This window comes from Vibrio sp. S17_S38 (assembly GCF_014694375.1).
Taxonomy (GTDB): domain Bacteria; phylum Pseudomonadota; class Gammaproteobacteria; order Enterobacterales; family Vibrionaceae; genus Vibrio.
Genome location: NZ_JAAUWW010000010.1, coordinates 26032 through 46896 on the forward strand (window position 1 = coordinate 26032; position 20865 = coordinate 46896).

The following is a 20865-nucleotide window of genomic DNA, read 5'->3' on the forward strand; positions in this document are numbered from 1 at the left end:
GACCGCAATCATCGACTGACGGCGGTCTTTTTTATTAGAACGAATGAGATTCGTTTTTTAGCATTATGCTTGAATTTTCGCGATGTATTTCACTAACACATCATGCACATATTGTTGGCATAATTTGGCAGTATTTGGGTTGTAATGACCACCATTGGTTAAATTGTTTGATAGCACGCGAATGGCTAAAAATGGCACATGGTAAGCCGCTGAAATTTGCGCCCCGGATGAAGCTTCCATTTCTTCAGTGCTGGTACCAAATTTGTCGTGTAGCCATTGGATGCGATCCATTTCATTATCCCAAAAATTAGCGGAAGCAATCGTGCCTTCAACGACTTGGCCTTTATAGGTGACCGTTTTTGCTAGAGCAATTAATTGGCTATCGCCTTGGTAGTAACGGATTTTATTGGCATCATCACTGCTTGCGCTGCCTGCAGAAGCAAATAAGTCCATTGGGATCCAACTTAATGCATCTACACCTTCGCCTTTTTGTTTGACTGGGGTTTTTAAGTTTCCGGTATTGACTGTACGTTCGCCCAATACAATATCGCCTACCTTTAACGCAGGATCATGACCGCCAGAAGTGCCTTGGTTAATGATAAGGCGAGGGTGGTAACGCTCAATCGCGATGGCTAACGCTGCGGCCGTATTTTCTAATCCTTTGCCTGTTTGTGCCACAATCACAGGGTAGTTATTTAATGTGCCTTTATAAAAAACAAAAGTGCCGGTTTTTTCGGTAGTCACATTTTTCAGCATGGACGCTAAATGCTGAGCTTCTATCGGCATTGGTCCTTGGATGATGATCGGTGCGTCTTTAGCAAATGCACTATTATCCATAGAGGAAGTAGCATTAGTTACCGTTACACTTGGAAATTCATTGGCTTGTGCAAAATTAGACATAAAAGGTAAAGCACAAAGCAAAGTGATGGTTTGAATTTTAGAATAAATCTTCACGAGTTTTCCTTAAAAAAAGAGTAAAACTTACATCCGTATGTAAGGTGTTGAATGACGAGGATTCTAAAGCAAACGTTTGCTAATGAGAAGTTATTCGCATTTTAATGTAATAAATTGAATGAATTCTCAGTTAAATTCATTTCTGGATAAGAAGGGTAAGGATATCGATGAAACATAGAATACGAGCAGCCGGAATTTTAATTCAAAACGATAAGGTGTTATTGCTTAGAGTAAATGATAGCAGTGGTGAATATTGGATCCCGCCGGGTGGTGGGTTAGAAGATGACGATAGTCATACCAAAGCCTGTTTACAGCGTGAATATTTAGAAGAAGCAGGTGTTCAAGTGGATATCGGTGAGCTGATTTGTGTCCGTGAGTTTCTTGAAACAACGCGCAATATTTATCACTCGGAGTTTTTCTACCATATTAAGCATTATCAAGGTGAACCTCATATCAATAACTTAACGGGCTTAAATGATGAGGCCTTTATTAAGGGGGTTGAATGGGTTTCTCTTTCTGAACTTAATCATAGACGAACCTTTCCTACCGATTTAACTGCATTGACAAAATTAGCCATAGAACAACGTTATAGCACGCATTTAGGCAGCTATATTCAAGGTGATAATGAAACCTGTAATCAAATGCGATAAATAAGAAAGCCACTAAAATGATGATGTGTTCATTTCTAGTGGCTTTTAGCTTGGTATATCGAGGTGGCTGACTTTTAATTTATAAGAGCATAGATTTATAAGATCAGAGATTTATAAGACTATGGATTTATAAGGTTACGCCACTTTTCCAGATCGCGAGTTCTCGTATTCCATTGACTTCATTTTTTGCTTTTTCGCCATTAATGATACCCACTAAGGTTTGAACAAATTGGGTCAATAATGATTCCATTGGTACATCATCGGATACTAATTGCCCGGCATTAAAATCAATCCAATGCTTTTTCTTCTCGGCTAATTCGGTATTGGTGGCAATTTTTACGGTTGGGACAAATCCACCATAAGGTGTTCCGCGACCAGTAGAAAACAACACCATATGACAACCCGATGCGGCAAGGGCGCTGGTGGCAATGGCATCATTTCCGGGGGCATTCAGTAGATTCAAACCTGAGACCGACAGTTTTTGAGTGTAATTGAGTACATCCACCACAGCGCTCGTGCCTGATTTTTGGGTGCATCCGAGGGATTTATCTTCAAGTGTGGTAATACCACCATCTTTATTGCCTGGGGATGGATTTTCGTAAATAGGTTGATTGTGTTGTTTGTAATAGTCTTTGAAGTCGTTAATCATGGCGACGATTTTATCGAAAACTAGCTCATCTTTTGCACGTTTCATTAACAGTGTTTCTGCGCCAAACATTTCAGGCACTTCTGTTAAAACCGTCGTTCCGCCTTGAGCAATCACATAATCAGAAAGTTGTCCTAACAATGGGTTAGCGGTAATACCAGATAATCCATCACTGCCGCCACATTCAAGGCCAAAATTGATTTCAGAAAGTTTGCCTATGGAGCGTTTATCATGGCGAATAGTGCTATAGATTTCTTGAATAATGGCTTTTCCTGCCTCAATCTCATCATCAACTCTTTGAGAAATTAAACATTTGATTCTATTGGTGTCAATGTCGCCTAAGCCTTGCATAAAAACAGGCACTTGATTGTTTTCACACCCAAGCCCTAAGATCAGTACGCCACCTGCATTTGGATGCTTTGCCATGCTTTGTAATAAGTTACGCGTTGTGATGTGGTCATCACCCAGTTGTGAACAACCAAATTGATGAGGAAATACATATACGCCATCGATATCGAGTTCTGGGTTGTCTGCCAAAAATTGATTAACCATGGTTTGAGCAATACCGTTTACACAACCGACCGTAGGGATCACCCATAATTCATTGCGTATGCCAATTTCACCATTACTACGGCGGTAAATATTAACGTCAATATCTTTTACTGATGAAGCGGTATGGGGAATGTCAACTGGATGATATTGGTACTCTAATTTGTCATTCAAGTTAGTTTTACTGTTATGACTGTGTATCCATGAACCCATCTTAATGTCGGCAGTCGCATGGCCAAACGATTCACCGTATTTCCATAAAAGGTCATTGGTTTTTAAATCTTGCGTCGATACCTTGTGACCTTTGGTTATATTGTCTTGAAGAGAGAAAGCATGACCATTTTCAAGCGTAATTGAGGTTCCCGATGGCAAATCGATTAAGGCAATAATGACATTATCTTTGGGATGAATTTGGATCCATGTTTTCATTGTTTCTCCAAAGATCTTCATAGTGTTAACTCATAATGAAGATCGGCAATCGAATCGAGTATCAAGACGGCAGTGCTTACCGTCTTTCATTAGGCCGCTTACTGGCGAATATTGAATTATTTAGCGGTTTGTCTATTTAGTGATTTAACTATGTAGCCAAGCCGTCACTTAGCTATTTAGTAATCGCTAAGTTGAAATATTGGTTGGCGTTGTTAAAGCAGATATCTTCCACCATTTTAGAGAGCAGAGGCATATCGTGCGGCGCTTCACCATCCACTACCCATTGTCCAATTAAGCGACAAAGCAAACGGCGGAAATATTCATGGCGGGTGTAGGATAAAAAGCTACGGCTGTCGGTCAGCATGCCAACAAAACGGCTAAGTAAACCAAGCTGAGAAAGCTGTTCTAACTGGCGAACCATGCCGTCTTTTTGATCGTTAAACCACCAACCTGATCCAAATTGAATTTTGCCTGCAATGCCACCGCCTTGGAAGTTACCGCACATGGTGGCAATCACTTCGTTATCGCGTGGGTTTAAGCAATACAAAATGGTTTTTGGTAGGGCATCTTCGACATCGAGAGCATTGAGTAATTTGGATAATGGCGCGGCGACTAAAGCATCATTAATGGAATCAAATCCCACATCGGCACCAATAATATTAAACATGCGTTGGTTGTTATTACGCAGTGCACCAATGTGATACTGCTGAACCCAACCACGTTGTGCATATTGCTTACCTAAATAAATCAAGGTCGCCGTTTTTATTTGCGCGGCTTCAAGCTCTGATAACGATTGTCCTGATAAGCGTTTGGTTAAAATAGAATCTAATTCTTGTTCCGTTGCGGTTTCAAATACCACGGTATCTAAAGCATGATCAGAAATGCAGCAGCCGTGTGCTTCAAAATGATCTAAGCGAATGTTTAAGGCATCACAAAGTTGATGGAAGCGAGTGATATTTATATTGGTTAGAGCACCCAGTTTGGTTAGGTATTCAGGATAATCGGCTGCGTTGGCGTTAAAGGCTTTATCTGGTCGCCAGCTTGGGCGCATTTGCACATCAAAATTCGCATCCTCCATCACTGTTTTATGTGGCGCAAGATCATCGATTGGGTCGTCGGTTGTTCCAACCATACGAACATTCATGGTTTTCATAATATTACGGGCTGAAAATTCAGGAGTGGCGAGCATTTCATTACACTGATGCCAAATTCCTTCCGCAGTCGATTCATTCAAAATGGTGTCGGTAATACCAAAAGGGCGACGTAGTTCTAGATGCGTCCAATGAAAAAGAGGGTTACCAATAGTTTGAGGAACGGTTTTTGCCCACGCCATGAATTTTTCTTTATCCGATGCATCACCAGTACAAAAACGCTCATCGACACCGTTAGTACGCATTCCTCGCCATTTGTAGTGATCACCTCGTAACCAGATATCGGTTAAATTTTTAAAGCGATAATCTTCTGATACTTGAGTTGGTGGTAAATGGCAATGATAGTCAATGATAGGTTGGTGAACCGCCACGGAATGATAAAGCTCTTTGGCTATTTCAGTGGATAATAAGAAATCTTCAGTGAGAAATTTTGACATGGTAGCCTCTAATTGCATCATTAAGTGCTGGTATAATACGAGCGGTTAATTGGTATAACAACATGTTCGATCACACTTTTGAATATTGGAGTGACTTGTTTTGCGGGTGTTAACCAAATTTTCTGTTTTTTAAACAAGCGAAAAGTAAAAAATCGTGTAATCTAAAGGCTTCAAGTATAATAGTGTAATTGCGCAGGTGAGATGGGTATCTTCTAATTTTAGAACCTTATTTATATTACCGATGATGGTTCGAATCCCGTTTTCATATAATTCTCATCTAACACATCATTATGTCGCTATGTTACTATTTATTGGTATAACAAATGAAAAGCTATAGGCTATAGGTCATGGAAATCAATACAAAACTGTATCAAAAAATTGCTGCTCAATTTAAACGTGACATTAAAAATAACCAATATCCTGTAGGGGCGATGTTGCCACCTGAAAGGGTTATTTCTGAAAAATTGGAAGTAAGTCGGACTGTTGTTCGAGAAGCGATGATCATGCTTGAAGTGGAAGGTTATGTTGAAGTTCGTAAAGGCTCGGGCATTCGGGTTGTTAGTGCTGAACCTTTAGTCTCGCTGCCAAAAGAAGAATCACCAATGGACAGTTGGGGACCATTTGAGCTGCTTCAAGCTCGTCAATTATTTGAAAGTAGTATTGCTGAATTCGCCGCGACTCAAGCAACAAAACAAGATCTTGTTGCATTAATGAAAATTCAAGATCAAGCCCGCAGCGATGACCACTCACGTGATTCTCATTGGGATCGTGAGTTTCATGTTCAGCTTGCCCGTTGTACTCAAAATTCAGCCATTGTGCATATTGCTGAGCAGTTATGTAATCATCGAGAAAATAATCCTTACTGGAAAAAACTGCATGAGCATATTGAGGAAGTTAAAATCAAGAGTTGGTGTGATGACCACGATGCGATTTTAAAAGCTTTGATGAAAGGAGATGCGGAAGATGCTAAACATCAAGCTTGGCATCATATAGAGCAAACTAAACAAATGTTGTTTGATGCAAGTACTGAAGACTATGATAGGTTCTTGTATTCGGAAAGCACCTTGCTTAAATCATAAGATTTATCAATTATTCACATGTTTATCAGTCGATTATATAGTTTCATAATGTCTGATATAACATTGTTAATGCCCTAATATAGATTGCTAATGTCGTACATAGTTTATCTGTGTTGTATATCACCCCCCTCTGAACCACTCCCATTTTAATGCAAGGGCGACTAATCTGGTCGCTTTAACTTACTTCCCCCTATAGAGCGATCCTGTTGTTTTATAAACGTATATCTCTGCTTAATTCGTATTGTTAATATTTCTTCGATTATCTGCATTCCATACTTTTCAATTGTTCATACGCCAATGGTGTTATACCAATGTTTAATGGAATAAAGTCAATTGTTACGCCATTATTACCTTTTGACTCGCTTGGATATTGATGGTTCATCCTATCTAACCCCTGTATTTCCGTGACTTAGTTCAAAAAACCTAACATATATTGGACCAATTTTAATTTCATTGATCTCTAACTCTTTTTTAGATGTCATACCAATGCATAGTGTTATCACTAAGATGTCTGATAGGTTGCTATTAGTTCAGTTGGTTTTTCGATTTTACTTACCGATATTGTATAGATATCAGCTAAATATAAAAAATATAAGAAAATCTAAAGAGGGCAGCATGTTTGTAAACCAATTTAATATCTATCTCAAAAAAGCGCTGGAGATCCTGCTAGCGTTTTTTATGATGATTATGATTCTCGCTGTAGTTTGGCAGGTATTTACCCGTTTTGTGCTTCAAGACCCTGCAAGTTATACCGATGAATTGTCTCGCTACTTACTTATGTGGATAGGTATTTTAGGTGGAGCTTATACCTATTCGGTTAAACGCCATCTTGCATTAGAAATGCTTTCTTCCAAGCTCGGCATTAGAGGGCAGCATATTTTAACTATCATTATTAATCTTATTATCTGTGCTTTTGCTGCGGTTGTGTTGATTTATGGTGGTGGCGAAATGGTAAGCACAACATTACAGCACGGACAAATATCGCCAGGAATTACATTTTTTGGAGATAGTTTAAAAATGGGCTATGTCTATTTAGTTGTGCCTATTTCTGGCGTACTGATTTTATATTATGGGCTGTTCGATACTTATGAATCGGCTATTTCGCTTATGTCTCCTAACCATCAAGCGCAAGGTTAATAATCATGACTCTATTAGATTTATTGTTTTCAGCCGATTTTCTTGCCAATGCGCCAGACTTTTTCTTTGATTTTATACCAGTCGCGGTTTTATTTGGTGTGCTAGGTGTCCTATTAGTGATTGGTGTACCGATTGCTTTCTCTATTGGTATTGCGGCGATATTGACGATTTTCCTCGACTTTCCACTTGATCAAGCGATGGTGTTAAGCTCGCAAAAATTTGCAAATGGCTTGGATAACTTTGGTTTGTTGGCGCTGCCATTTTTTATTGTGGCTGGTAACTTAATGAACCGAGGTGGACTTGCTTCTCGATTGATTAACTTCGCGATGATTTTTGGTGGCAAACTACCCGGTTCACTGTCTCATGTAAATGTTATCGCGAATATGATGTTTGGTTCTCTGTCTGGTTCGGCTGCGGCATCTGCTGCTGCGGTAGGTGGGATCATGAAGCCTCTACAAGACAAGCATGATTATCCACCAGAGTTTTCCGCCGCCGTAAACGTGGCCTCTTGCCCAACAGGGTTATTAATTCCACCATCAAATATCCTAATTCTTTATGCTTTAGTGAGCACCACATCGGTTCAGTATTTATTTATCGCGGGTTATCTGCCGGGTTTATTGATGGGACTAGGAATCATGGTTGGCATTTTCTTGTTCGGTAAGCGTTATGGTATTCCGGCTGAGAGAATCGAATTTACAGAAAGAAAGCGCAAAGTGGTGTTAGATGCACTACCGAGTTTAAGTCTTGTTGTCATCATCATGGGCGGCATTTTAGGCGGTGTGTTTACCGCAACAGAAGCGTCGGCGATTGCGGTGGTTTACAGCTTAATTCTTGGGATTGTTTACCGCGAATTAAAAATGAAAGACATGATGCCATTGCTGATTGAAAGTGTGGTGACAACGTCGATTGTTTTGCTCATGGTCGCAACCTCATCTGTGATGTCCTGGTCGATGGCCAATGCCGATATTCCGGGCTTCATTGCTGACTTTGTATTAGCTGCATCAGAAAACCCAATCATGGTTATGCTGCTAATGAATGTCATTTTATTGGTCGTCGGTACTTTTATGGACATGACGCCAGCGGTTCTAATCTTTACGCCTATCTTCTTACCTATTGCGGTTCAACTAGGCATTGATCCTGTTCATTTCGGTATTATTTTGGTGTTTAACTTATGTATCGGAATTTGTACACCACCAGTCGGCACCGCATTATTTGTTGGTTGTAGTGTTTCTAAAACTAAACTGGGTTCTGTTGTCCCTAAATTATTACCGTTATTTGGGATCATGGTCATTACGCTTGCCATAGTGACTGTTTTCCCTGAGATATCACTTTGGTTGCCTCGTCTCGCAGGCTATCAACAATAACTTGCAGGTACTTGTAAGTTACTAACAATAAAAAGGACGATTTACATGAAAAATATGAAAACGTTATTAGCTTCTGTCGTACTGACGTCAGCAATGGCATTTCAGGCGCACGCAGCTACACTGAAGTTGGCGCATGCATTACCAACGGAACATCCAGTACATAAATCACTGACTTGGTTCGCTAAGGAAGTAACAAAAGAAACCAAAACCCGCGTAAAAGTATACCCAAATGGCACGTTAGGTGATGAAACCAACCTGTTACAAATGGTTCAAAATGGCACAATTGCTTTCACAAAAGTGAGTGCTGCGCCGCTGAGTACCTTTGCGCCAGACTACAACGTTCTTTCCTTACCTTATTTATTTAAAGATAAAGCAAGCTACGACAAAGTATTAGAAGGACCAATCGGCGATAAAATTTTAGCATCGTCTGAAAAGTCAGGATTTATCGGTCTTGCATTTCTTGATGCAGGCGCACGTAGTTTTTATACCGACAAACCAATTAAAGAGCCCTCTGATCTAAAAGGCATGAAAATTCGCGTTCAAAACTCGCCAATTTCAATTGATACCATGAAAGCATTAGGTGCAACGGCGGTACCACTACCATATGGTGAGTTGTACTCAGCACTTCAACAAGGGGTGGTTGATGGAGCGGAAAACAATATCCCTTCATATTATTCATCTCGTCATTATGAAGTGAAAAAATTCTTCTCATACGATATGCACACTATGGTTCCTGATGTGTTAGTGGTTTCAACTAGTACTTGGAATGGCTTTACGGACGAGCAAAAAGCAACGATTCGTAAAATTGCAAAAGAGACTGTTGAGCAACAAAAAACGAATTGGAAGGCTTACGTAGATAAATCATTAATTGATTTGAAAAAACAAAACGTAACTTTCACCGACAGTGATATCCCAGCGTTCCAAGAAGCGGTGAAACCTGTTTACGAAAAATTCAAAAAAGAAAACCCAGACTTAGCCGACTTGTTAGAAGAAATCCAACAAGCACAACAATAATAAATGAACAGAGGCATATACGACTTTCTGTATGTGCCTCTATTTTTATTGGTATACCTTTTTTAAGAGTCTAGAAATGAATGTACTTTCGACACAAACAATTGATCAAGCAAACGCACAAATTAAGCCTAATACTCAAATTAATACCGCAGATGTGGGGATTGTTCATCTTGGTTTTGGTGCATTTCACCGTGCCCACCAAGCGTTAATTACTAATCGCGTGATGAAAGAGCTGGGTGGTAATTGGAAGATTGTTGGCGTGAATAACTGGCGCGCGGCGGGAAAACTTGAGTCAGAAACTGGTGTCGAAAGTGAATTTGCTTCGCAAGATAATTTGTACACTGTGGCCGTAGGGCAAGATGATCGCGTTGAACTTGAAGTGATTGGCGCGATTGAAGAAGTACTATTTAGTAATCAAGTTGAAAAAATATTGGCTTATATGACCAGCGAGCAAGTAAAGGTGGTGTCTTTAACCATTACTGAAAAAGGTTATTGTCATCATCCATCAACTGGGCATCTTGATTTGAATAATCCGCTTATTCAACATGATTTAAAAAATATTAATCAACCGTACAGTGCGATTGGTTTTTTAGTCTCTGCGATTAAAACTCGTAAAGAGAAGGGTATTGCGCCGTTTACGCCGTTAACATGCGATAACTTGCCTGAAAATGGTCATGTGCTAAAACGCGTGGTATTGGATTTTGCCGAGCAACTCGACCCTGAATTGAGCCAATGGATTGATACTAATATCTATTTCCCATGCAGCATGGTAGACCGTATTGTTCCACAAACGACGGCGGCTGATATTGATAAAATCACCACTCAATTAGGGGTTCAAGACAATTGCTGCGTGAGCACAGAACCTTTCTTGCAATGGGTGATTGAAGATAAATTTAATAACGAGCGTCCAGCGTGGGAGAGCACTTCTATCGCCAATGTTATGTTGACCGATGATGTGATCCCATTTGAAAACATGAAACTGAGATTACTCAATGGAACACACTCATCTATTGCTTATTTAGGTTATTTATTCGGTTATCAAACGGTATCTGAAACCATGAGCGATCCGAATTTTAAGACTTTTATTCGTTATTTAATGGATAAAGAAATTAGCCCATCAGTTAGTGTGGAAGGAATCGATCTAGAGGCCTATAAAGATCAGCTTATTGAGCGCTATCAAAATACAGCGCTACAACATCGTACATGGCAAATCGCGATGGACGGCTCACAAAAACTGCCGCAACGATTCTTACAAACCATCGCTTATGGTTTAGAGCATAACATTGATATTTCAGGGTTGGTGCTTGCAGTGGCAGCGTGGATGAAATACGTCAGTGGTGTCGATGAGCAAGGTCATGCTATCGATGTAAAAGATCCATTAAGTGAAAAATTTACGCAAATTTGGCAGCAACACAGTGAGTCTATTTCTGGCTTAGTTAAAGAGTTTTTGGCATTAGACTCAATATTTTCAGCGAAATTAGCCAACAACAGTGTCTTTAAAGCGCAGTTAATAGATGCCCTAAATCGTCTTATTCAACATGGTGCTAAGCAAAGCGTCCAACAATTTATTCAAGCTGTATAAGCAGTAGAGGAAGATAACAATGAAGATGACCTTTCGATGGTACGGTGAAGGAAACGATAAGATCACTCTTGATCAGATCAAACAAATTCCGGGTGTAGAAGGGGTTGTTTGGTCATTGCATGATATGCCAGCAGGGGCATTATGGTCGCCTGAACGTATTGCTGAAGTTGAAAAACAAGCCAAAGAGTTTGGTTTTAATATTGATGTTGTTGAAAGTGTGAATGTGCATGAAGATATTAAATTGGGTTTAGATACTCGTGATCAATACATTGAAAACTACAAACAAACATTGCGTGTACTCGCTAAGTTTGGTGTAAAAGTGGTGTGTTACAACTTTATGCCAGTGTTTGATTGGACACGAACTAATTTGTATAAAAAGCTCCCAGACGGCTCGAACGCGCTGTTCTTTGAAAAAAGTAAAATCAATGAGATTGATCCGATTGAATTAATTGAAACCATTTCAAAAAATACCGATGTCACCATGCCAGGTTGGGAGCCTGAACGCCTTGCTAATTTAAAAAATACCTTTAAGCAATATGAAGGTTTTACTGCCGAGGATTTATGGAAGAACTTACAATACTTCCTTGAACAAATTATTCCTGTGGCGGAAGAGTGCAACATTAAAATGGCGATCCATCCAGACGATCCTGCCTTCCCAATCTTTGGCTTGCCACGGATAATCATCAATAAAGAAAATATTGGTCGTTTCTTAAAATTAGTCGATAGGCCGCATAATGGTTTAACCGTTTGTACTGGCTCGCTCGGCTCCATTGATAATGATATTCCAGCAATTATTGACGCATACCATGATCGTATTCATTTTATGCACATCCGTAATGTGAAACGTTTTGAAAATGGTGATTTTATTGAAAGTTCACACCGCGCTTGTGATGGTTCGGTGGATATTGTTCAAATCGTAAAATCATTGCATAAATACGATTACCAAGGCTATGTACGACCTGACCACGGTCGTCATATTTGGGGTGAAGAAAAGTGGGCAAGACCGGGTTATGGCTTATATGACCGCGCCCTTGGCATTATGTACATCAATGGTTTATGGGATTTGTTGAATCATAAATAGCTAAACTTTATGTGTTTATTGTTTGTCCCAAAGTACGTTGTTTTACTCAAAAGGTTATGTCGCTTGGCATAGCCTTTTTGTTTTATTTGTAAGACTCAAAGTGGCTAATGAATATTGGAAGAAAAGTACGAATGGTTTGTATCCTAGGCGATTGTTATCACCTTTTATGTTGATGTCGAAAATATTCAATAAATGATTGCTGTAACCGTTTATCTTAAGGGCACATCAATGAATTATTGGAGAAAGATGATGACAACTCGATTAAACTATATGGCCGCTGCGCCAAAAGCTATTGCACTTTTATTTGAACAAGAGAAAAATTTACAGCAGCAGTTCAGTGAATCAGATTCATTAAGTATTGCAATTTGGGAACTGGTGAAATTACGCGTGTCTCAAATTAATCACTGCGCTTTTTGTATTGATATGCATTGTAAAGATGCGTTGAAACAAGGTGAAACCATTGAGCGTATTTATGGGCTGACTGCTTGGCGTGATATGCCGTTTTATACCGACAATGAACGAGCGGCGCTAGCATGGGCGGAATTGATTACTGAAGGTAAACCAATCAGTGATTTTGATTATCAACAAGGATTAAGTATTTTTGGTGATGCAAGTTTAGTTAATTTAACGATTGCAGTTAATGCGATTAATAGTTGGAATCGTATTGCTAAAACCTTTAAGCCTGAAGTCGGAAGCTACAAAGCGGTATAAAGATGACGAGGAGTCAAACTCAGTATATCTTTTACTTACCGCTTCACTGCAACGTCAGTGACTTTGAGTTGAGAGTAAAAAGGAATAAGAGTGACTGCTCAGTTTGATTTCTATATTTTTAAACCTCAAAAGATGCTTGCTGATCATGTACAAGGTATTTGGTCGGCTTGCACACCTCAAACTAATACATCAAGGTTGAAACAATGGCTTCACTGTGATGGTGGTAGTGGTATTTTATTCAATTTGGGTGGAGAGATTCAAATTGGTGATATTACCTTTAAACGCGGTGTGATTTTCCTACCTGTTACCAAACATGCTCAACCTGTCTATTTTCCACCTGGATCTTTATTGGTTGGTGTTCGTTTTCATCCTGCAATTGGTCGTCAATTTTTGGGAGATAATCATCAAACCGAGCATCAAGCTATACAGATTGCCACGTCAGACGACGATACTCTTTCATTATCTTTGGTTTATCAGCATTTATTGACAATAAAAGGCAAATACGCCAGAACGGTGTTGCTTTATCGCTGGATCAGCCAGTTGCTCTTTGATGATGAGGTGAGAGAACCATTCTCTTTGCCCATAGATCTAAAGCAAGCGTTAGCAAACATTAAACAAAAGAGTGAGGATTCAGTAAAGCCAACAACGCTATCTCTTAGTCAGCGGCAGCTTGAACGTCACTTTCAAAAGTGGATGAATATAACGCCGAAATATTATCAAAGGATCATTAGGGTAAATAAAACCTTACAAGCCTTAAAATTAAACCCTGACGCAGAACTGGTCGATTTAGCGTTTCAATATGGATTTACCGATCAGGCACATATGACACGAGAGTTTCAAACTATTGCTAAAATTACGCCAAAACAATACAGCAAGAAAGTAAAAGCAACAAAATCAATTTGATAGAGTAAATGGAAATCATCACGTAGTTATAAATTAAAAGGAGTTGGCCTAGTGGAATTAGATATATTCGTTGTTGATGCTTTTACCGAGCATCAGTTTGAAGGTAACTCTGCTGCGGTTATACCATTAGATGATTGGTTAGAACCGGTATTAATGCAGAGTATTGCAATGGAAAATAATCTCTCAGAAACTGCTTTTATTAAAGAATTAGCGCCCAATAAATATGAGATTCGTTGGTTTTCGCCTTTAACCGAAATCGATTTTTGTGGTCATGCGACATTAGCAGCATCTTTCGTCATATTTAATTCTCTGAATAATAGTGGTGAGATCGAATTCTCCACCTTAGAAGTAGGTTCATTATTCGTGAATCAGCTTAATGATGGGAGAATTGAAATGAGTTTTCCTAATCAGCGGCCCGAAGTGATTGAAAATATTCCGCCATCACTATTAAAGGGCTTGTCGTATAAGCCAATACAAGTGTTAAAAAATCGACAAGCTTATTTTGCTGTCATGTCGTCAGAAGATGAAGTTAAAACCATCACATACCAATCAGAGCATCTTAAATTATTAGCACCATTTGATGTCGTTGTGACCGCTGAATCTGAGCAATATGATTTCATCTCTCGGTACTTTTGGCCCGCAAATGGCGGAGATGAAGATCCAGTGACAGGCTCAATTCATGCAGGACTTGCTCCATATTGGGCTGAGTTATTATCTAAATCGAATTTAGTTGCGTATCAAGCTTCAAAGCGAGGTGGAATTTTATTTTGTAATATCGATAATGACCGCGTTCTTGTTTCTGGTTTTGGTTCGCTTTACATGAAAGGCACAATTTATGTTTAGCGATCATATGTGATTTATTTACTCAGCCTTCAAACCAACTTTTTGATTATTACGATAAAGGCGCATTATAGTAAATAAATTCACGGTTAATAATGTCGCTTCTAGTAATGAACCGCCAATTGATCCCACAATAATGTTATTCGCCAGCCAGCATATTGCCCCAATAATAAAGGCGATCCGCATTTGAATTCCTTTTAATAGGAAAACAGCAATCGTCCCCAAGACAGATCCTAGAATGGGTAATAGGTCTAAAGGTCCATCTGCAATCCATAAGCCAAGAGCAATGCTCACGATAACAAAGGCGGCAGCGACTAACTTTGAAGAGGTCTTAATTGCGGTTGCGGTACGCAGAAAAGAAAGTAGGGTGCTGATGGCGGAAATATCCGATCCTAATAGATAAAAGTGCAGCACATTATTGAATTGGAAAATCAGCATAACGAGTTTCAGTTTGCGATCGTCTTTTTGATAAAAAGTTGAAATACCAAGTGCAAAGCTAAGAAAACCAAGCCACTGAGCAAACGGTAAATCAATTAAATACTGCATGTATGAGCCTTAAAGTGAAATGTTAGGGAAATAACAACTTGTATCAGTGGTTTGTATGCCTGTCTTACTCGAAGCTGAAACTTCAATTACTTTGGGTATAAAGGTTCTGATGAAATGGAGATGCCACGTCAAGTTGTTATACCAATTAGCCTAACATGTTGAAGGCTATTTTAGCAATGAATCGAAATGGTATTTCATTAAAGTGTTATGAGTTTACACTGTTATCACGATTGTTTTGATATGCTCGTTGGGAACACGGTATACATATTGGCTTTCATGGGTTTCACCACACTGCAAAATAAAGTCATATCGAGCCATTTTTAGTGAGCCTCTTTTTTGCAATGTAATCTTTCGGGGTTTATAGATTGTGCCAAGCCAGAAAACTCCCTAGGATTAACGTAATCGATTTTCAATATTCATTATGGAGTCAGTCTTTGGACTGAAATGAAATATGACGACAATTAAAAAAGTACAAATTGCACCGCAAGGGCCTGAATTTTCGGAATTGGTTCAAGGTTACTGGCGTTTAGGTGATTGGGGAATGAGCCGACAAGAGCGACTCACCTTTTTAAAGCAGCATGTTGAACTGGGTGTTACAACCGTAGATCACGCAGATATTTACGGATATTACGAATGTGAACAGCTGTTTGGTGAAGGCTTAGCGATTGATAAGAGCATGCGAGATCAAATTGAGATCGTGAGTAAATGCGATATAAAATTGTGCGGTGATAAAAACCCAGATTGGAAAGTTAACCATTACAACACTAGTAAATCTCACATTGTTGAATCGGTTAATAATTCGCTTAAACGTTTGCAAGTAGAAGATTTGGATGTGCTTTTAATCCATCGCCCAGATGCCTTGATGGATGCTGATGAAGTAGCAGAAGCATTCTCAGAGTTAAAACAAGCGGGTAAAGTGAAACACTTTGGTGTGTCTAATTTTTCTCCTCGTCAGTTTGAATTATTGCAATCTCGTCTAGATGCGCCATTAGTCACTAATCAAGTTGAAATTAATCCACTAAATTTTGAAGTAGCACATGATGGCACGTTAGATCTGCTGCAGCAATTACGTGTGAAACCAATGGCGTGGTCTTGCCTTGCTGGTGGTGATATTTTTAATGGCTTAGAAGATCAGCATGTTCGCGTTCGTGATGAATTAGAAGCCATTGCCAAAGAAGTGGGCGCACAAAGTATTGATCAAGTCATTTATGCTTGGGTGCGTCGTTTGCCATCAAAACCTTTACCGATCATAGGTTCAGGCAAGATTGAACGTGTAGAAGCGGCAATCGATGCATTGAGTATTGAACTGACCCGTGAGCAATGGTTCCGAGTTTGGTGTGCATCTAAAGGCCACGGCGTGCCATAAATCAGCTTTCGTTTTGAAGCTTCAGTATTGTATCCAAAAGAGCTATGCCGATAGATCCGCATAGCTCTTTTTGTATTAAGATAAGCAGAGATTAGTGAGTGTTAGCCCATTGTACTTAATACTTGAATTCAGGAAGTCTTAGAGCAGGTTTGTTATGAAATTAGAAATATACCAAGTGGATTCTTTTACGGATCAAGCCTTCACAGGGAATCCAGCGGGGGTTTGCATTAGTGATAGCGAGCTCGATGAAGCGCTTATGTATTCTATTGCTGAAGAAATGGCGGTTTCAGAAACGGCATTCTTATCTTTGAATAATATGCGGTTACGGTGGTTTACGCCGAAAGTGGAAGTGGCTTTGTGTGGGCATGGAACATTGGCGGTCGCTCATATTTTAAAACAAACTAAAAGAGCGATGGTTGGCGATTCTATTGTCTTCAATACAAAATCAGGCGCTTTATCAGCAAAGTTAAATGAATCTACGGTTGAGTTGGATTTTCCATCGCCGACGCTTTTATTTGATCAACCTACAAATGAAGTGCTGTTGGAATATTTAGGCCTTAAATCTGAGCATGTCTTGTCTTATGGCTTGTTTGATTCTAAAAATTTCATCGAAGTGGTTAACGAGGAAATCTTACATTCTCTTACTCCTAACTTTGATGCCCTTAATCAATTATCTGGCCGTGGTGTATTGATTACTGCGCAGTCTAACTCAGACGATATTGATTTTATTTCTCGTTATTTTGCCCCTTGGGTTGGAGTGAATGAGGATCCGGTTACAGGATCGGCTCATTGTGCATTAGCGGTGTATTGGGCTGAAAAACTCAATAAATCGATATTAAAGGGCTACCAAGCTTCTGTTCGAGGTGGTTATGTTGGGTGTGAAATCGTATCTAATGGTCGAGTTAAATTGATTGGCCGCGCTGTGACGACCATTGAAGGTAAAATGCACGTATAATATTTGTTTAAGTGATGGCTTTTTTCACACTCAAACTTATAGTTTCTCTCATCCATTGATGGCCTTTGTCTTGATTATTACGTTCGTGCCATAACAAGACATACGCCATTGGTAAAAACTCGAAAGGTAAAATGAGTTGAGTTAAAGGGTAAAGATTGAGGGCATGGCTGGCAAAACTTGATGGCAAGGTGAAAATTAAATCGGTATGGGCACATACGCTCGCCGCGCCATAAAAATCGGGGACAGTGGCGCTGATATTACGATGATGACCACGATCTGCTAAATGATAATCCAGTGCCCACCATTCTTTTCCTTCGCATCGAACTTGTACGTGCGCCATGCTTAAATAACGTTCTAGCGTCCAATCTTTTTGTTTCACCGCTTGTAAAATAGGGTGATCGTTTCGCACTAAGCACACTTGTTTGTCTTCATATAAAGTATGTTGAACTAGTCCTTCTGGTGGTTTGTTGTTATCTAAACCCGTTTGGGGGTGTAAATCTCGCCCGGCAATTCCAAAGTCAATTTGTCCTTGCTGAAGATCGTGAAAAGATTGCCCCGTCCATAAGTAAGAATCGAGCTTAATACTGGGAGCTTGTTGTAAAAGCGAACCAATAAAAGAAGGGATCAAAGTTTCGTAAGCACTTTCTACCATTGAAAAGGTAAATTTTCGGCTGCTGGTCGCAGGATCAAAAATGGGCGGTAAAGTTAATTGATATAAATCTTGCAGTGTATTTGGCAGTATTTTTGATAACGCCATTGCATGTGCTGTAGGCTTTAGACCATGAGAGGTTCGTTGAAACAGCGGGTCATCAAGTGTTTCACGTAAGCGATTTAAGCTCTTACTTAATGCTGATTGGCTTAGATTTAAGCGATAAGCTGCACGCGTGACGCTTTGTTCTTCGAGCAATACTTGTAAGATCACCAGCAAATTGAGATCGATGCGAGCCAGTTTATCTAAATTCACCTGATATTCCTTATTGGAAATTGATTTCCGAAATTATACCATTTCTGTTCATATCATCTAAGCGTTAAAATATCGCACTTATTTTTGTCTTTTTATTCCCACTTTGAGAATTATATGCAACGTAATTTGTTATTTATTTTGATGTCGATGGTGCTGCTGAGTCCATTGGCAATTGATATCTATTTACCGTCTTTACCTACCATGGCGCAAGATTTCTCGGTTTCTAATAGCCAAGTGCAATCCACTTTGATTTTGTTCTTATTTGCGATGGGATTAGGGCAAATCATTATTGGGCCATTGGCGGATCGATTTGGTCGTCGCCCGATTGCTTTATTTGGTCTGGTTTTGTATATCTTAAGCAGTTTATTGGCGGTGCTATCAAAAGAGTTTGAATTATTACAAGTGGCGCGAGTGCTACAAGGTTTAGCGGCGTGTTCAACCTCTATTGTGGTCTTTAGCGCGGTGCGAGATTGTTACTCGGTTAAAGATGGCGCAAAAATTTATAGCTATTTGAATGGTGTGATCTGTGTGGTTCCTGCTTTAGCTCCAACCTTAGGCGGCGTATTGGCATTGCATTTTGGTTGGCGTTCAACCTTTGCCTTTATGATGTTATACGGCTTGATCATGCTCGTTATTGTATTGTGGAAATTTCCTGAAACACGTCCGGCTAATACAGTTAGTGAAGGGGCTCTATATCGTTGGGCTAGATATAAGCCGGTATTAACAGAGCGTCATTTCTTATTTTATGCGGTTTGTTGCATGACAGGTATGGGCGCGATTTTAACCTATGTTTCTTATGCGCCAGTGTGGTTAATTGGTCAATTAGGTGTGTCCGAGTTGGCTTTTAGTGGTTTGTTTGGCATTAACGCCATTATCAATATTGCAGCATGTTTTGGCGCACCTTGGGTGATCAAAAAATTAGGTAATCGCCCAACCGTTATTCTTGCTTTATCGTTGCTAATTGGATCGGCGGCAATGCAATTTTTAGCCCAAGAAATTGGCCCTCAAATGGGAATGGCTGCCGCTGTTGGCTTTATGTTGCCAATGGCATTACTTTGTATCGGTTTTGCTTTATTGCTTGGCCCTGCTACTAGTATGGCGCTTTCTGCATTTGGTGAACGCGCAGGCACCGCAGCAGCAATGCTTGGATTTATTCAGATGAGTGGCGCTTCGTTACTTGCAGGTTTAATTCAGCAAACCTCATTGACAGCGCCATTTGCCGTGATCACAGTCATGGGTGGTGGGGCAATCATTTTGCTCGCTATTATGTCGATGAAAAGAATGAATGCATGGCACGTTGATCCATGTTTCTCTGAATAACAATCTGCGCTTTAAGCCACTTTCTCCTCAAAGCCTAATTTCTATATTTATATAAGTTAGGCTTTTTTGATCGTCATAATAAATTTGTCATTTTTATGTAGCAATAAATTCATATTTTTTCTTCATAGTATTCATCACCTTCCATGATGGAAGCCATATTTAATACTATTAAACATAGGGAAAAAGATGAAATTTATAAGGACGAGCTTTACTACTGTTATATTTTTATCAGGCTTAACACTAGCCCCATCTGCATTAGCCTTAAATATTGTATTAACCAATGATGACAGCTGGGATACACAGAATATTAAAAATATGAAATCAGCCTTAGAAGCTGCAGGACATGATGTGATTATGTCTGCACCTTGCGGCCCTCAAAGTGGTAAAGGCGGTTCAATGGTGATGATGAAAGCCGTTACTGTGAACGAAAGAGGTACGGATGAGTTTTGTGTCGGTGATACGGATACAACAAAAATATATGAAGATTATGTAGAAGGCACGCCTGTCATGGCGGCTCTATATGGTATTGATGTCGCGGCTCAGAAAAAATGGGGTACGAAGCCGGATCTTGTTATTTCAGGGCCAAATGAAGGAAATAACCTTGGTTATATGAACAATAATTCAGGGACATTAGGCGCAGCGATGATTTCTCTTTCTCGTGGGGTGCCTGCCATTGCTGTTAGTGGTGGTATGAGTACCGCTAGCGATGATGAACAATCAAAATTATCGGCTCAAGTGGTTGTTGATATCGTTACCCAGTTAGTGAATACGCAAAAACCAGATCAACCTTTATTGCCTGCTTATACTGGTTTAAACGTAAACACACCAGAAGATATGAAAACAAACTTAGGTTATAAATATACTGATGTTGGCTGGAATAGTGGTGGCACAGAATTAACATTTTCAAGTGATCTCGGCGCTGACTCTCTCTTTTCTGGTTATGCGATTGGTTCAATGGTGTCTGCGGGTATGACCCAAGAGCAAGCAGAATCGGCTTTTCATGCAGGTTTTGATGGAAAAATAGGGCTTTCTGCCTCAATGGGAGATGCAGGGGATAGTGATGATAATTCTGAGGGTGTAGCCGTTCAACAAGGTTATATTACTATCAGTACTATTGATGGGAATATACAAGCATCAAGAGCGAAAGTAGCCTTAACTGAGCAACGCCTCGTTGGCTTAAAATAGGA

General features: G+C 39.7%; 19 protein-coding genes. 14 read left to right on the top strand and 5 right to left on the bottom strand.

Going from position 1 to position 20865, the window contains the following annotated elements; genetic code table 11:
• Positions 1–63: 63 nt before the first annotated feature.
• Positions 64–954, bottom strand: coding sequence for a 5'-methylthioadenosine/S-adenosylhomocysteine nucleosidase (locus HC725_RS09325; RefSeq protein ID WP_342365937.1), 891 nt, complete (start codon positions 952–954; stop codon positions 64–66).
• Between the two features lie 167 nt (positions 955–1121).
• Between HC725_RS09325 and HC725_RS09330 the strand changes: the two genes are divergently transcribed.
• Positions 1122–1604: an NUDIX domain-containing protein gene (locus HC725_RS09330; RefSeq protein ID WP_190331556.1), complete on the top strand. Its 483-nt coding sequence runs from the start codon at positions 1122–1124 to the stop codon at positions 1602–1604.
• Between the two features lie 127 nt (positions 1605–1731).
• Here the strand turns inward: HC725_RS09330 and HC725_RS09335 are convergent, their stop codons facing one another.
• Positions 1732–3228, bottom strand: coding sequence for a UxaA family hydrolase (locus HC725_RS09335; protein ID WP_190331557.1), 1497 nt, complete (start codon positions 3226–3228; stop codon positions 1732–1734).
• Between the two features lie 172 nt (positions 3229–3400).
• The gene (uxaC, locus tag HC725_RS09340) at positions 3401–4816 is read right to left on the bottom strand and encodes a glucuronate isomerase (protein ID WP_190331558.1); all 1416 of its coding nucleotides are present in this window, start codon (positions 4814–4816) and stop codon (positions 3401–3403) included.
• Between the two features lie 347 nt (positions 4817–5163).
• On the opposite strand from uxaC, the gene HC725_RS09345 reads away from it, so the two are divergent.
• The 9 genes from HC725_RS09345 to HC725_RS09385 all read left to right on the top strand — a co-directional run bounded on the left by HC725_RS09345 (position 5164) and on the right by HC725_RS09385 (position 14530).
• Complete coding sequence (locus HC725_RS09345; RefSeq protein ID WP_190331559.1) at positions 5164–5895, top strand: GntR family transcriptional regulator; 732 nt, start codon at positions 5164–5166, stop codon at positions 5893–5895.
• Positions 5896–6510: 615 nt separating this feature from the next.
• Positions 6511–7032 carry a TRAP transporter small permease gene (locus HC725_RS09350; RefSeq protein WP_238928472.1) on the top strand — a complete coding sequence of 174 codons (522 nt, stop codon included), beginning with the start codon at positions 6511–6513 and terminating at the stop codon, positions 7030–7032.
• A gap of 5 nt (positions 7033–7037) precedes the next feature.
• On the top strand, positions 7038–8396 hold the full coding sequence (locus tag HC725_RS09355) for a TRAP transporter large permease (protein ID WP_190331560.1): 1359 nt from the start codon (positions 7038–7040) through the stop codon (positions 8394–8396).
• 45 nt (positions 8397–8441) lie between these two features.
• A complete protein-coding gene (locus HC725_RS09360; protein WP_190331561.1) occupies positions 8442–9410 on the top strand; it encodes a TRAP transporter substrate-binding protein in 969 nt (322 codons plus the stop codon).
• 76 nt (positions 9411–9486) lie between these two features.
• The gene (locus HC725_RS09365) at positions 9487–10992 is read left to right on the top strand and encodes a mannitol dehydrogenase family protein (RefSeq protein ID WP_190331562.1); all 1506 of its coding nucleotides are present in this window, start codon (positions 9487–9489) and stop codon (positions 10990–10992) included.
• Positions 10993–11011: 19 nt separating this feature from the next.
• Positions 11012–12073: a mannonate dehydratase gene (uxuA, locus tag HC725_RS09370; RefSeq protein ID WP_190331563.1), complete on the top strand. Its 1062-nt coding sequence runs from the start codon at positions 11012–11014 to the stop codon at positions 12071–12073.
• A 249-nt stretch (positions 12074–12322) separates the two neighbouring features.
• Positions 12323–12784, top strand: coding sequence for a carboxymuconolactone decarboxylase family protein (locus tag HC725_RS09375; protein ID WP_190331649.1), 462 nt, complete (start codon positions 12323–12325; stop codon positions 12782–12784).
• 90 nt (positions 12785–12874) lie between these two features.
• The gene (locus HC725_RS16810) at positions 12875–13687 is read left to right on the top strand and encodes a helix-turn-helix domain-containing protein (RefSeq protein ID WP_190331564.1); all 813 of its coding nucleotides are present in this window, start codon (positions 12875–12877) and stop codon (positions 13685–13687) included.
• A gap of 51 nt (positions 13688–13738) precedes the next feature.
• A complete protein-coding gene (locus HC725_RS09385) occupies positions 13739–14530 on the top strand; it encodes a PhzF family phenazine biosynthesis isomerase (protein ID WP_190331565.1) in 792 nt (263 codons plus the stop codon).
• A gap of 18 nt (positions 14531–14548) precedes the next feature.
• Here HC725_RS09385 and HC725_RS09390 read toward each other — a convergent pair whose 3' ends face one another.
• On the bottom strand, positions 14549–15073 hold the full coding sequence (locus HC725_RS09390) for a YgjV family protein (protein WP_190331566.1): 525 nt from the start codon (positions 15071–15073) through the stop codon (positions 14549–14551).
• Between the two features lie 451 nt (positions 15074–15524).
• Here HC725_RS09390 and HC725_RS09395 point away from each other — a divergent pair, with 451 nt between their 5' ends.
• Together HC725_RS09395 and HC725_RS09400 are read left to right on the top strand one after the other, a co-directional pair.
• Positions 15525–16439: an aldo/keto reductase gene (locus HC725_RS09395; protein WP_190331567.1), complete on the top strand. Its 915-nt coding sequence runs from the start codon at positions 15525–15527 to the stop codon at positions 16437–16439.
• A 154-nt stretch (positions 16440–16593) separates the two neighbouring features.
• The gene (locus HC725_RS09400) at positions 16594–17394 is read left to right on the top strand and encodes a PhzF family phenazine biosynthesis protein (RefSeq protein WP_190331568.1); all 801 of its coding nucleotides are present in this window, start codon (positions 16594–16596) and stop codon (positions 17392–17394) included.
• Between the two features lie 7 nt (positions 17395–17401).
• Here HC725_RS09400 and HC725_RS09405 read toward each other — a convergent pair whose 3' ends face one another.
• Positions 17402–18358 (bottom strand): LysR substrate-binding domain-containing protein, encoded by a 957-nt coding sequence (locus HC725_RS09405; RefSeq protein WP_190331569.1) that lies wholly within the window; start codon positions 18356–18358, stop codon positions 17402–17404.
• Between the two features lie 114 nt (positions 18359–18472).
• Here HC725_RS09405 and HC725_RS09410 point away from each other — a divergent pair, with 114 nt between their 5' ends.
• Positions 18473–19678, top strand: a complete 1206-nt coding sequence (locus tag HC725_RS09410; protein ID WP_190331570.1) for a multidrug effflux MFS transporter — start codon at positions 18473–18475, stop codon at positions 19676–19678.
• A 186-nt stretch (positions 19679–19864) separates the two neighbouring features.
• Positions 19865–20863 (top strand): 5'/3'-nucleotidase SurE, encoded by a 999-nt coding sequence (locus HC725_RS09415; protein ID WP_190331571.1) that lies wholly within the window; start codon positions 19865–19867, stop codon positions 20861–20863.
• Positions 20864–20865: the final 2 nt, after the last annotated feature.